The sequence below is a fragment of the Paenimyroides aestuarii genome, assembly GCF_024628805.1.
Classification (GTDB): Bacteria; Bacteroidota; Bacteroidia; order Flavobacteriales; family Flavobacteriaceae; genus Flavobacterium; species Flavobacterium aestuarii_A.
This window is the reverse complement of sequence record NZ_CP102382.1, coordinates 2,613,478-2,626,663: the sequence shown is the minus strand read 5'-3', so window position 1 is coordinate 2,626,663 and position 13,186 is coordinate 2,613,478. Positions and strand designations below refer to the sequence as shown.

Annotated in this window: 13 protein-coding genes; 8 read left to right on the top strand and 5 right to left on the bottom strand. The window is 34.1% G+C overall.

The features are described 5' to 3' along the window. Positions 1–18: 18 nt before the first annotated feature. Both NPX36_RS12715 and NPX36_RS12710 read right to left on the bottom strand, forming a co-directional pair. Complete coding sequence (locus tag NPX36_RS12715) at positions 19–546, bottom strand: KdsC family phosphatase (RefSeq protein WP_257499099.1); 528 nt, start codon at positions 544–546, stop codon at positions 19–21. Further along, a complete protein-coding gene (locus tag NPX36_RS12710; RefSeq protein ID WP_257499098.1) occupies positions 539–1,288 on the bottom strand; it encodes a Rossmann-like and DUF2520 domain-containing protein in 750 nt (249 codons plus the stop codon). The genes NPX36_RS12715 and NPX36_RS12710 overlap by 8 nt, the downstream gene beginning before the upstream one ends. 202 nt (positions 1,289–1,490) lie before the next feature. Here NPX36_RS12710 and NPX36_RS12705 point away from each other — a divergent pair, with 202 nt between their 5' ends. Both NPX36_RS12705 and NPX36_RS12700 read left to right on the top strand, forming a co-directional pair. Further along, positions 1,491–3,107: an ABC-F family ATP-binding cassette domain-containing protein gene (locus NPX36_RS12705; RefSeq protein WP_257499096.1), complete on the top strand. Its 1,617-nt coding sequence runs from the start codon at positions 1,491–1,493 to the stop codon at positions 3,105–3,107. A gap of 89 nt (positions 3,108–3,196) precedes the next feature. Beyond that, the gene (locus NPX36_RS12700; protein ID WP_257499095.1) at positions 3,197–3,619 is read left to right on the top strand and encodes a (4Fe-4S)-binding protein; all 423 of its coding nucleotides are present in this window, start codon (positions 3,197–3,199) and stop codon (positions 3,617–3,619) included. 19 nt (positions 3,620–3,638) lie between these two features. Here NPX36_RS12700 and NPX36_RS12695 read toward each other — a convergent pair whose 3' ends face one another. Next, positions 3,639–5,837 (bottom strand): FUSC family protein, encoded by a 2,199-nt coding sequence (locus NPX36_RS12695; RefSeq protein WP_257499094.1) that lies wholly within the window; start codon positions 5,835–5,837, stop codon positions 3,639–3,641. A gap of 104 nt (positions 5,838–5,941) precedes the next feature. On the opposite strand from NPX36_RS12695, the gene def reads away from it, so the two are divergent. The 3 genes from def to mazG are packed head-to-tail and all read left to right on the top strand — an operon-like array spanning position 5,942 to position 7,932. Further along, positions 5,942–6,529, top strand: coding sequence for a peptide deformylase (def, locus tag NPX36_RS12690; RefSeq protein WP_257499093.1), 588 nt, complete (start codon positions 5,942–5,944; stop codon positions 6,527–6,529). Between the two features lie 54 nt (positions 6,530–6,583). Beyond that, a complete protein-coding gene (locus tag NPX36_RS12685; RefSeq protein ID WP_257499092.1) occupies positions 6,584–7,108 on the top strand; it encodes a DUF5606 family protein in 525 nt (174 codons plus the stop codon). A gap of 47 nt (positions 7,109–7,155) precedes the next feature. Beyond that, positions 7,156–7,932 (top strand): nucleoside triphosphate pyrophosphohydrolase, encoded by a 777-nt coding sequence (gene mazG / locus NPX36_RS12680; RefSeq protein ID WP_257499091.1) that lies wholly within the window; start codon positions 7,156–7,158, stop codon positions 7,930–7,932. A gap of 196 nt (positions 7,933–8,128) precedes the next feature. Here mazG and NPX36_RS12675 read toward each other — a convergent pair whose 3' ends face one another. Beyond that, positions 8,129–8,734: a hypothetical protein gene (locus NPX36_RS12675; RefSeq protein ID WP_257499090.1), complete on the bottom strand. Its 606-nt coding sequence runs from the start codon at positions 8,732–8,734 to the stop codon at positions 8,129–8,131. Between the two features lie 127 nt (positions 8,735–8,861). Here NPX36_RS12675 and NPX36_RS12670 point away from each other — a divergent pair, with 127 nt between their 5' ends. After that, a complete protein-coding gene (locus NPX36_RS12670) occupies positions 8,862–10,157 on the top strand; it encodes an NAD(P)/FAD-dependent oxidoreductase (RefSeq protein ID WP_257499089.1) in 1,296 nt (431 codons plus the stop codon). On the opposite strand, the gene NPX36_RS12665 is transcribed toward NPX36_RS12670, so the two are convergent. Beyond that, positions 10,154–11,218 carry a DUF3810 domain-containing protein gene (locus NPX36_RS12665; RefSeq protein ID WP_257499088.1) on the bottom strand — a complete coding sequence of 355 codons (1,065 nt, stop codon included), beginning with the start codon at positions 11,216–11,218 and terminating at the stop codon, positions 10,154–10,156. The two genes, NPX36_RS12670 and NPX36_RS12665, sit on opposite strands and share 4 nt — an antisense overlap. A gap of 66 nt (positions 11,219–11,284) precedes the next feature. On the opposite strand from NPX36_RS12665, the gene NPX36_RS12660 reads away from it, so the two are divergent. Both NPX36_RS12660 and NPX36_RS12655 read left to right on the top strand, forming a co-directional pair. Beyond that, positions 11,285–11,548: a (2Fe-2S) ferredoxin domain-containing protein gene (locus NPX36_RS12660; protein WP_257499087.1), complete on the top strand. Its 264-nt coding sequence runs from the start codon at positions 11,285–11,287 to the stop codon at positions 11,546–11,548. 107 nt (positions 11,549–11,655) lie between these two features. Beyond that, positions 11,656–13,122 carry an aminoacyl-histidine dipeptidase gene (locus NPX36_RS12655; protein WP_257499086.1) on the top strand — a complete coding sequence of 489 codons (1,467 nt, stop codon included), beginning with the start codon at positions 11,656–11,658 and terminating at the stop codon, positions 13,120–13,122. Positions 13,123–13,186: the final 64 nt, after the last annotated feature.

Sequence of the window (13,186 nt, the reverse complement as noted above, 5' to 3'; positions counted from 1 at the left end):
AGCTATATTATTTAATTGTTAGTCAAATTTTGCTTCGAAGTGCTCAAGCCATTTTCCTTGAACCTTCATCACTTGTTCAATTACATCTCGCACAGCACCTTTGCCACCTTTCACATGCGAAATATATTTGCTAAGTTGCTTAATTTCGGGCACTGCATCTTGCGGACAAGCGGGTAGTCCTACTTTTTGCATCACCCAATAATCGGGCAAATCATCGCCCATATACAAAACATTTTCGGGTTTAATATTGTTCACATCAATGTATTCTTGATAAATTTCCACTTTATCGTGAACCCCCAAATGAATATCGTAAATGCCTAAATTTCGTAATCGTATTCTCACACCTTCGCTTGATCCGCCTGAAATTACGCACACATTGTATCCTTTTTCAATCGCGGCTTTCATAGCGTAGCCGTCGCGTATGTTCATTTCTCTTAATAATTCTCCTGTTTGTGTTACGTGAATGGTTCCATTTGTTAAAACCCCGTCCACGTCAAATATAAATGTGTTTATTTGGTTTAAATATTCTTTGTAGCTTTTAGACATTTGTTTGTATGCTTTGTGTAATTAATTTGTAAATTTCTTTAAAAATTGGGTTTGTTAAAAATTGTTCATGTGCATCGATTGTTTTTTGGTCACCTCTTATTGCCGGTCCTGTTTGTGCATCTTTCGGACTTAAACATCTAATTTTATCGGCTGTTTCTTTGATTAAAGGCTTTAAAATAGCAAAGGAAATATTGTTTGCTGCACAGATTTCATTGCCAATGGCGTATAAATGATTTGTGAAATTACTCACAAAAACTGCCGCAACATGTAAACTTTTTCGCTGTTCCGAAGTAATTTCAAACACATTGTTCGATAATTCGCTTGCCAATAATTTTAATTCGTTTAAATCATTTGGCTCTGCAGCTTCTAAACAAAGCGGAACTTCTTCAAAAAGCACCTCTTTTTGCTTAGAAAAAGTTTGCAACGGATAAAAAACACCTTTTCTGTTTTTATCATTTAAAACATCCATCGCAGTTGTTCCAGATGTGTGCACTACCAACGAATCAGTATAAGGAATTTTTTCTGAAACTGCTGCAATGGCGCTATCTGTAACCGAAATCAAAGTAATGGCAGCAGGTTTTAAATCTTCCAACAAAACCATTAAATCAGCAGCAATAAAATCCACTGGTTTTTCCAAAGAACGCACCGCCACATTTTGAATTTTATAATTGGTTGATTTTTCAATAGCACGCAACAGGTGATATGCCACATTGCCCGAACCTATTATGTTAATTGTTTTCATGAAACCAAAGTTAAACCAACCCTTTTTGCTTTTCATTTCAAATTACGTTAAATTTAATATAATTTTAAGAAAAAAGCCATATTAAAGTTAAATTTAAGAAAATGTGAGCAAAATACTCACCCAGTAAGTGTTTAAGTACTTCGTGTTTAGGCTAAAATCGGATATATTTTTGTAAATTTGCAACTTATAAAAAAATATAAGTATGTTAACAGTTTCAAATTTATCTGTACAATTTGGAAAACGTATATTGTTTGATGAAGTAAATGCTACTTTCACTCAAGGAAATTGCTATGGAATTATTGGTGCTAACGGTGCCGGAAAATCTACTTTTTTAAAAATTATTGCTGGTGATATTGACCCCACATCGGGGCATGTGATTTTAGAACCAGGCAAAAGGATGTCGGTTTTGAATCAGAACCACAATATGTTTGATGAGCATACCGTTCTTGAAACCGTTTTAATGGGAAATAAAGTATTATTCGCTGTTAAAAAGGAAATGGACGAGTTGTATGCCGATTATTCAGATGAAAATGCCGACCGAATTGGTGAGTTGCAATTGCAATTTGATGAAATGAATGGATGGAATGCCGATTCGGATGCTGCTTCGATGCTATCGAATTTGGGAATATCTGAAGATTTCCATTACACTTTAATGAGCGAAATGGAACCAAAATTAAAGGTACGTGTGTTATTGGCACAAGCTTTATTTGGAAACCCAGATGTTTTGGTAATGGATGAGCCTACCAACGACCTAGATTTTGAAACAATTGGTTGGTTGGAAAACTTTTTGGCAAATTATGAAAACACCGTTTTAGTGGTATCGCACGACCGTCACTTTTTAGATGCGGTTTGTACACATATTTCAGATATCGATTTTGGAAAAATCAATCATTTTTCCGGAAATTATACTTTTTGGTACGAATCTTCACAATTAGCAGCTAAGCAACGTGCGCAGCAAAACAAAAAAGCCGAAGAGAAAAAAGCCGAGTTAGAAGAGTTTATTCGCAGATTCTCTGCCAACGTTGCAAAATCAAAGCAGGCAACTTCTCGTAAAAAAATGATCGAAAAGTTAAATGTAAATGAAATCAAACCATCTAGCCGTAGATACCCTGCCATTATTTTTGAACAAGAACGCGAAGCAGGCGATCAAATTTTAAACATTAAAGAATTAGCTGCGTCGGTTGAAGGGGAAGTGCTGTTCAAAGATGTAGATTTTAACATGGCAAAAGGCGATAAAGTAGTTGTTTTCTCTAAAGATTCACGTGCAACTACTGCTTTTTATGAAATTTTAAACAACAATTTAAAAGCTGATAAAGGTACATTTGAATGGGGAATCACCACCACGCAATCATATTTACCGGCAGATAACCACGATTTTTTCACAGAAGATTTAACCTTAGTTGATTGGTTGCGCCAATGGGCAAAAACCGAAGAAGAACGCGATGAAGTATATGTGCGCGGCTTTTTGGGAAAAATGATTTTCTCTGGTGAAGAAGCTTTGAAAAAAGGTTCGGTTTTATCGGGTGGAGAAAAAGTACGCTGTATGATTTCTCGTATGATGATGATTCGTGCAAATGTATTGATGTTAGACGAACCTACCAATCACTTAGATTTGGAATCGATTACCGCATTCAACAACTCCTTGAAAAACTTTAAAGGATCAGTATTGTTCACCACCCACGACCACGAGTTTGCGCAAACAGTTGGTAACCGTATTTTGGAATTAACACCAAACGGAGTAATCGACCGTTACATGACATTCGACGAATATTTAGAAGATGAAAAAATTAAAGAATTACGCACAAAAATGTATTCTTAATTACATCTTATGATATTATTTAAAAGCAGTTCCGAAATGGGGCTGTTTTTTTGTTATATTTATGGATCTTGAATCTAAGACATTAAACCATGAAAAAATATAAAAAAGATACACTAACAATTAATTGGGAACCTGAAAAATGCATACATTCTACGAAGTGTTGGCGTGGCGAAACAGGTTTGCCAACTGTGTTTAATCCTAAAGAAAAACCGTGGATTAATCCCGAAAAGGAGTCCATCGAAACTATTATTGCGCATATAAAACAATGCCCAAGTGGCGCTTTATCATATAGTTTAGAAGATGAAAAGGTGGAAGTGAACCTTGAAAATCAAGTAACTAATGTTACAATATTGAAAAATGGTCCGTTGCTTTGTAGTGGGAAGATTACAATTGTTTACCCAGACGGACGCACAGAGGAAAAACAAAACAACACAGCTCTTTGTCGTTGTGGGGCATCGGCAAATAAACCATTTTGTGATGGAAACCACAACAAAATTGGTTTTAAAGGCTGACTAAAAAGCTTTTAAATGCTTATTTCATTTTCAATGTAAGTTTTTCGATTTTTTCGGACAGGTTGCTCATGAAGATTAATTGGTCAATAATCAGCTGTGCTTCTTCTAATTTTTGAATTTTCGATTGCTCATCAATATCTAGTTTATCAACTTCTTGTCGGCGGATTGTTTTCAACTGGCTGATACTTATTTGATAATCCTCTTGGCTATCTGTTGTAAGTTCTGCATCAAAATCAAGGTTGTGAAGCGCCTGACTTAAATTATTGTTGATATAATCCATCACCATTTTAAATGCTTTTGAAGCCTCGGTGGTTTTGTGAAATTGAATGTATGTTCCAATACTTGCTGCTGATGAAACCAATGTTTGATTTAAAACCGTGAGTTCATAAAGCTCTACGCGATTGGCTTGTTTGCGTTTGGGCTCTTGAATCATTCGCTGAAAACTGGCCATTAAATTTCCAACTTCGATAAATGCATTTTTTCGTGCGATTTTGTAGGATGTGGTAGGTTCTCCTTTTTTTATATAGTAATATTTCACTTCAATAATATAGAATTTAATGGCGCGTAACGACTTTTCTAAATAGGTATTCACCGATTGTAATTCCCATGTGGGCCATACAAATCTTGTAGCCAAAAAAGCCAACAACGCACCAATTACCGTATCAAGAATGCGATAAATTAGGTGCGATTCGGCATTGTCTGTAAGTAAACCATAAATTAAAATCACATAAAAGGTTACAAAACTAACGCCTATTTTATAATCGGTAGCCGAAAGCCAATATCCAAAAAGCATCGACAAAATAGCCAACACAGTAAGCACGATATTATTGTCAATTAAAATCAAAGCTACAATTCCTAAAACACCTCCAATTATGGTTCCAATGACTCTTTGCGATGAGCGTTGTTTCGTTAAACCATAGCCCGGACGCATAATCACTACAATAGTAAGTAAAATCCAATAAGCGTTTTCAAACTTAAAAATTGTTCCAATAAGCAGACCAATAAACATGGTAATGGTAATGCGAAGCGCATATCTAAATGTAGCCGATTTAAAGTTTAAATGGTCAATTAATGTTTTTAAACGATAGTGTTCAGGTGTAAAAAATTTCTCTAAATCGCGGTATTTTCCTCGCAGTTCATCGGCATTTACACGTTCTTTATAGATACGTTCTAAACCTTTAATTTTTTCAATTTGTTTATCAGCATAAAAAAGCAAGTTGTTGATATTTACAGCATTTTCATCATAAATAGAAATATTTTGACGCTTCACAAATGCATCCATTTTGCTTTTTAATTGTTTAAAATCGTTTGCTAAACTTCCCTGGGAATGGTGTTTTTTATTAGTTTTGATATGAAAAGCCAACCTTTTTAATGTAAAAGCAAATTGTTCTGCCAACGATTTATATGCTTTTAAAACAGAAAGATCTTCCTTAAAAAAATCGATAAATTCTTCATGATTAAAAGTGTTTGCCATAGCCAATTCCAAAATTTCAACCACAGAGGTCAGTGCCACTAAAAGCTTCCTGTTGTTGTTTGAATTTAAGGTGCGTGCTTTGTTATAAACCAAATATTCACGAATATGCTCGTGCAGTTCATTAATCCGAATTTGTTTTTCAAGCATTTGCCGGTTAATTTTCTCCCGATCAGCATCTGTGGTCCACAAATCGGCTCTTAATTGCAAGTATTCTCCGGTTATTTCAATACATTCAGCAACTTCTAAATTAATATATCGGTTGGGTTTAATAAAGTAAAAAAGCACCGAAATTGAGGTGTAAAACAAGCCACCCAGCAATAAATACAAACAATTATTTACCAATATTTCGGGTTTGTCGTGGTGAATAAACGATAAACTAATAGTAAGCAATAAGGTAAAAGAAAGCAAATTGGCACGGTGTCCAAAAAGCGATATTATTGCCGATAAAAAGATAAGTCCGCAAAAAAGTGGTGCAAAAATAAAAAAATAGGAATAGGTGTATGTTAATAAAAATGAGATAATTGGTATTAAAAAAGCCACCAAAAGCAAACCAATAATCTTATGTTTAAAATTGCTCGAAATATCAATTGGCGCACACAGCAATGCACCTAAAGTCACGGTGAATGCAGCAGTAAAATCGGCGGTATCATAAAAGATAAAAAATGCCAAAATAGCCGTAAAAGTAATTTTTATTGCGTTGTAAAACTGATTGTCACCAAACTTAATAATTAATTTATCAAACATTACAAAAAAATTGATTTACCTAAAACACGCATTAAAGTTATTAATTATAACTGCAATTTTTACTATAATTCGTAACTTTGCACAGATATTTTAAAAACAATAAAATGATTTTACCTATTGTAGGTTACGGCGATCCGGTTTTACGCAAAGAATGTGAGGAAATTAGCAAAGATTATCCGCAGTTAAATGAACTTATATCCAATATGTACGAAACAATGGATAATGCTTACGGAGTTGGTTTGGCAGCACCGCAGATAGGTTTGCCTATACGTTTGTTTATTGTTGATACCAAACCGTTTAGCGAAGACGAAGATTTATCAAAAGAAGAGCGTAATTTTCTGGCCGATTTTAATTGCACGTTTATCAATCCAAAAATTTTGAGCGAAGAAGGCGAGGAGTGGTCTTTTAACGAAGGTTGTTTAAGTATTCCCGGTGTGCGTGAAGATGTGTATCGCAAGCCAAATATTACAATTGAATATTTTGATGAAAATTTTGAAAAACATACAAAATCGTTTTCAGGCTATGCAGCTCGGGTAATTCAGCACGAATATGATCATATAGAAGGCGTGTTGTTTACCGATAAAATTTCTACCTTAAAAAAGAAATTAAACGCCAAACGATTACAAAACATCATGGAAGGAAAAGTTTTTCCAGACTATAAAATGAAATTTATAAACAAAAAAGGTAGATAATTTTGGATATTAAATTCAAATTAGGATATTTGTGACCTTGAAAAAAATAATAGAATGAGCGTAGAGAAAGTTTTAGCTATATCTGGAAAACCAGGATTATACGAATTAAAAATCCAAACAAGATCAGGATTTATTGCAGAGTCATTAATTGATGGTAAAAAGTTAACAGTTGGTTTGCGTAGCAATGTAAGCTTATTATCAGAAATTTCTATTTACACAGAAACAAGCGAATTAAAGCTGTTTGAAGTTTTTGCTCGTATTGCAAAAAAAGAAAATAACGGTCCCGCTTTAGACCACAAAGCAAACAATGATGAATTGCTTGCCTATTTTGGTGAAGTGGTTCCAGATTTTGATCGCGACCGCGTATATGTATCAGACATTAAAAAAGTTTTAAACTGGTACAATATTTTGCAAGCAGCGAACTATGTAGCAACTATGAACCAACCAACTGTATCAACAACTGGTTCGGTAACAATTAACAATACTACTGAAGAAAGTGAAACAGTAGCAGCAGAAGTTGTGGAAGAAAAGCCAAAAGCAAAACGCACCACAAAAAAGAAAACAGAAGAAAAAGAATAATAACTTGAAATCCGGCAATTGCCGGATTTTTTATACCAGCCCATTAAATGAACAACCGCACACAACAGTTGCAAGCTTTTGAACGCTTGTTAGATATAATGGATGATTTGCGCGAAAAATGTCCGTGGGATCAAAAACAAACCCTGCAATCGTTAAAACACCTCACCATTGAAGAAGTTTATGAACTGAATGATGCCATTTCGGCAAACGATTCCAATGAAATAAAAAAAGAATTGGGCGATATTTTACTGCACATTGTTTTTTATTCTAAAATTGGCAGTGAAACCAATTTGTTTGATATAGCCGATGTATGCAATGGAATTTGTGATAAACTCATTGCAAGGCATCCGCATATTTACGGAGATGTAGTTGCCGAAGACGAGAAAGCAGTGCTGGAGAATTGGGAAAAATTAAAGTTAAAAGAAGGGAATAAATCAGTGTTAAGTGGTGTTCCTAATTCGTTGCCCGCCATTGTTAAAGCATATCGCATTCAAGACAAGGTGAAAGGTGTAGGTTTTGATTGGGACAACAAAGACGATGTTTGGGCTAAGGTAGAAGAAGAATTGAACGAGTTTAAAGTAGAAGTGGCTCAAAACAATATCGAAAAGCAAGAACAAGAATTTGGCGATGTATTATTTGCATTGATCAATTATGCGCGTTTTTGTAACATCAATCCAGAAGAAGCTTTGAACAAAACCAATAAAAAGTTCATAAACCGCTTCACTAAAATGGAAGAGTTGATAAAAAATGATCAAAAAGTTTTAGGCGACCTGCCTTTAAAAGAGTTAGATGTTTATTGGAATAAAGTTAAAAAATCAGAATAGCAATGTTTATTTTTATTATATTTAAGTAAAATTAAATGTTATGAAAGATTTGTTAAGAGCATTATTGGCAGGTTGGGGAGCAAAAAAGGCCGGTTTTGGTTGCTTTGGAACCGTTGTTGTATTCATAATCCTGTACTGGATTTTGGGTAAATTTTTGTAAAATAAAGAAAGCACAATCATTTGATTGTGTTTTTTGTTAAACGGCATCTTTCAAAAGGTTGTAAAATATATTTAAACGCTTTAAAAATCGGCTGTACAAAAGTTTATAAACACCCCAAAGTATCAATAAAATAAGAATTGTTGAAACCACACAAGTCAAAATCAGCGAAGCATAAAATGAAAAACGATCATACAATGCCGAATCGTTGGTGCTTGAAACAATAGTCCAATAAATCGTGATGTAGATGATACATAAATAGGCTACTAAAATCAACGAAATATATAATTTTAAGTAATTCCTTGCCCTTTTTATGCTTTTTAATAAGGCTTCAAAAGTGTTTTTAGATGTTATTCTAAATATTAAGATTCCATTTATAATCGAAAAAATTGCAGGTAAAATCAAAAGGCTTAAATCAAGGGCATGCAAAGTATTTGTGAGCCATGGGCTTATTGTTAGTTGGGTACTTTCTTCAAGTATAATTCCGGAAACAATAAAAAAAGCAAGTTTCAATAGGGTTACACCAATAATCCACCATAAAGTTTGTACAGATTTTTTTTTAATATTGATGTACAATTCCGATCGACTCGAAAATTTTTCGCCCAATTTTTTGCTATAATTATCTTTAAAAAAGCTTAAATTCATTACTGTCTCCTTGTATTTCATCGCAAAATAACAACATATTTTACAATAATCCACCAGAACACGAAAAACAAAATTATAATGTTTTTATTGCCAATTTGTTTGTAATTTTGTGTAAAAGTAAAGTAGTATGTTGAATATTCCAGATTCTAGTAATCCAAGAGTTGTTATCATTGGTGGCGGTTTTGCGGGTGTATCGCTTGCAAGAAAACTAAAAAATAAAAATTTTCAGGTGGTTTTGTTAGATAAACACAATTACCATAATTTTCAACCGCTTATGTACCAAGTGGCAACGGGTGGATTAGAATCCGGATCGATTGCTTATCCGCTTCGCAAAATTGTTAAAGAACATAAAGAGGCATTTTTCCGAATGGCTTTAGTAGAAAAAATTGATACCGAAAATAAAAAAATCACAACAGATATTGGTACTATTTACTATGATTATGTGGTGATTGCTACCGGATCTACGAATAATTATTTCGGAAATACACAGATTGAAAAAAACAGTATGGTAATGAAAACCATACCCGAAGCATTGAATATTCGCAGTTTAATTCTTGAAAATTTTGAATTGGCATTGCAAACCAATGACATGCAACAGCGAAAAGCACTGATGAATTTTGTAATTGTTGGTGCAGGACCAACCGGTGTGGAATTAGCCGGAGCTTTGGCGGAAATGAAGAATGCAGTTTTTCCTAAAGATTATCCCGATTTGGATATTTCGATGATGGAAATTAATTTGGTCCAAGGTTCTGAAAATATTTTAGATGCTATGTCTAGAAAATCTTCAAAAGCTGCAGAAAAATTCCTTAAAAATTTGGGTGTAAAAATCCATTTAAAAACCATTGTTACCAATTACGATGGCACAAAAGTTGAAACCAAAAATGGCTTAACCTTCGAAACGCAAGCCGTGATTTGGTCAGCAGGGGTAAAGGGTGCACCTGTAAATGGGGTCGATGCTTCGTTGGATCGGGCGGCACGTATCAAAGTAAACGAATTTAATCAAGTGGAAGGTTTTACAGATATTTTTGCAATTGGCGATGTAGCGGCGATGTATGGCGATAAATACCAATACGGTCATCCCATGATGGCACAACCAGCCATTCAGCAAGGCACTCTATTGGCCGAAAATTTAGAACGTTTAACCAAAAAACAATCGTTAAAAAAGTTTGTTTACAACGACAAAGGCTCCATGGCAACAATTGGTAGAAACAAAGCGGTTGTTGACTTACCAAAATTACATTTCAACGGTGTTTTTGCTTGGTTTGTTTGGATGTTTGTACATCTTTTTTCTCTTATTGGTTTCAAAAATAAAACATTGGTTTTTTGGAGTTGGGTGTATAATTATTTTGTGTTCGACAGAGAATCGCGCGTTATTATTCGTCCGTTTCGTAAAAACAGAGATGCAAAACCGACCGAAAATTAAAATTGATGGAATTTTTTGTCATAATTGATCAATAAATCAACAAATTTATTATAGGATTTGATACCGTCTTTTTGATTGTTCATTTTTAAAAATCCACCGTAGAGATACTTAAAAAAATACGAAGAAACATTTCTTTTATTGCTCCAAAACAGTTCGCTTTCTAAAATGTTCTCTTGAACGCCTTTGTTTAATTGATCAAACAGTAAAAGATAGGTTTCTTCGTTTTCATATCTATATTCTTTTAAACAATATTTTAAGGCATACAAATTTGCGGCATATTTAAACGTTTCATTGCTGCTTGATTGCATCACTTGGAAACCAAAAAAATTGGCTTCGGCTTCGCTCGAAACTCCCAACTGATGCGCCATTTCATGAGCTACTGTTACTGGCATTCCAATCGATGGTATCTCTATGTTTACATGGTTTTCATGCGTAAACGGATTAAAATATCCACTAAATCCGGTATATGATAAAGCATAGGAATAGAACGATGATTTTACAGGATTGATGGCGTTTTTAATCAGCAATTTTTGTAAATGGTCAGGCAATTTGGAATAATTCAGCGCAGCAGTTTCATTGAAAACCTCTAGATCCTTTGCAATAACAACTTTTTTAGACACATCGTTTGTAAGCGCTATTTGTTGATTGTTTACCAGCTTGATTAATTTTTGAGTCAGCGTATCTAAATCAGGTTGGGTATAATTTCGTTCTAATTTTAATTGATGTGCAACACCATATTTATAATTATTAAATCCCCAAAAAAGCTGAAAAATGGCTAAGAAAAGTAAAAAACAAGTTGATAAAAACAGAACCAATTGTTGATATGTTTTCTTTTTTAAGCCTACAACTATTTTATAGATGATGAACACAACTACGAAAGCATACAACACATCGCCAACAGAAAACGGGATTTTAGAAAAAACATGCATTAATCGATCTAATATGGAATAGATTTTTTGGTTGTAAATTTCAGTGAAAAACAAAGGAAAATCAGATGCTAAATAATAGCTTGCAACAACAAATCCAAGCAACAAAAACTTCCAAAAAAAATTTTTCTTCATTTTAATGTTTTATTTAGAATAAATAAAAATTATTATTTATATTTGTACTCGTTAAAGATAGTAATAATGGGTAAATGTAAATCTTTTAGTGAAGTAATTTATTTTTGCGACGGAAAAAAATGCTGCAGATACAACGAAGAAGCAAAGTCGTGCTTAAAAGAATTATTATGTGAAACGGGTTTAAGCAACAGTGTTTCGCTTCAAAAAATGAAGTGTCAAGGCATGTGTAAAAGTGCTCCCGTTTTTTATATCGACTCTGAAAAGAAATATAAAAAAGAAGTAACCAAGAAAAAAGCCCAGAAATTATTCACCAAATATATTGTTGCGTAATTTTCTAAGATAATTATTGTTTTATTTTGTATGTAAGCCATTTTAAACCCCGTTTAAAGTGGCTTTTTTGCTTTATTATAAGTAACTTTGATTAAAATTTTAAAAATATGAGTCAAGATATTCGCAATTTAGAGCCACTGCCATTGTGGAATCATTTTGCAGATTTAAACGCAGTGCCGCGTCCGTCTAAAAAAGAAGAGCGTGTGATTGCTTTTATGAAACAATTTGGTGAAAATTTAGGTTTAGAAACCCTTGTAGATGAAGTAGGAAATGTAATTATAAAAAAGCCGGCAACTGCTGGCATGGAGAACCGTAAAACAATCGTTTTACAGTCACATTTAGACATGGTGCACCAAAAAAATAACGATACCGTTTTCGATTTTGATAACCAAGGAATTGATATGTATATCGATGGTGATTGGGTGCGTGCAAAAGGCACCACTTTAGGAGCAGATAACGGTATTGGTGTTGCAACCATAATGGCTGTTTTAGCATCAAAAGAAATAGAGCATCCGGCAATTGAAGCGTTGTTTACCATTGATGAAGAAACCGGAATGACAGGAGCAATGGGACTAAAAGGTGGATTGCTAACAGGCGAAATCTTATTAAATTTAGATACTGAAGAAGATGATGAAATTGATATTGGTTGTGCAGGTGGGGTTGATGTAACCGCAACGGCTGAATATGAAGAAGAAGAAGTTCCCGATGGATCTGTTGCTTATAAAATCACTGTAAAAGGTTTAAAAGGCGGACATTCGGGTATGGATATTCACAAAGGTTTAGGCAATGCCAACAAATTCATGAACCGTTTGCTTTTTAATGGTTTTGATAATTTTGGTTTGCAAATTGCAAGTATCAATGGAGGTAGTCTTCGCAATGCCATTCCTCGCGAAAGTGTTGCACAAGTAATTATCGCTAAAATGTACGATGAATCGTTTGTGTTTGATATGCAAACTGTTGTAAATGAAATTAAAGCGGAATATGCAACCACCGAGCCAAACTTGGAAGTTATTTTTGAAAAGCAAGATACATTGCCCGAAAAAGTGATGCCTGCAATGGCTCAGTTTTATTTGGTACGCGCTTTATATACTGCACACAACGGTGTTTATAAAATGAGTGCCGATTTTGAGGATTTAGTAGAAACATCCAACAATATTGCAAAAGTTACGGTTGGTGATGGAAAATTGCAAATTCAATGCTTAACGCGTTCGTCGGTTGAAACTTCAAAGTTTGATTTGGCGAATAGTTTGCGTGCTGCATTTGAATTAATGGGCTGTGAAGTAAATTTCTCAGGAACATATCCGGGATGGACACCGAACCCCAATTCATCTATCTTAAAAGTTTTAGATGAATTGTATGAAAAACAAAACGGACAAAAAGCCAATGTTGTGGCTTGCCACGCCGGATTGGAATGTGGTATTTTAGGAACCAATTACCCCGATATGGAAATGATTTCTTTTGGACCAACCATTCGCGGTGCGCATTCACCAGAAGAGCGTGTTTCTATCGCATCTGTCCAAAAATATTGGAAATTTGTGGTAGAAATTCTAAAGAATATACCTGTTAAACAATAACTTTATCAAAAAACCTCTAAATTATTGATTTAGAGGTTTTTTTTATTTTTAAAGTATTCTTTAT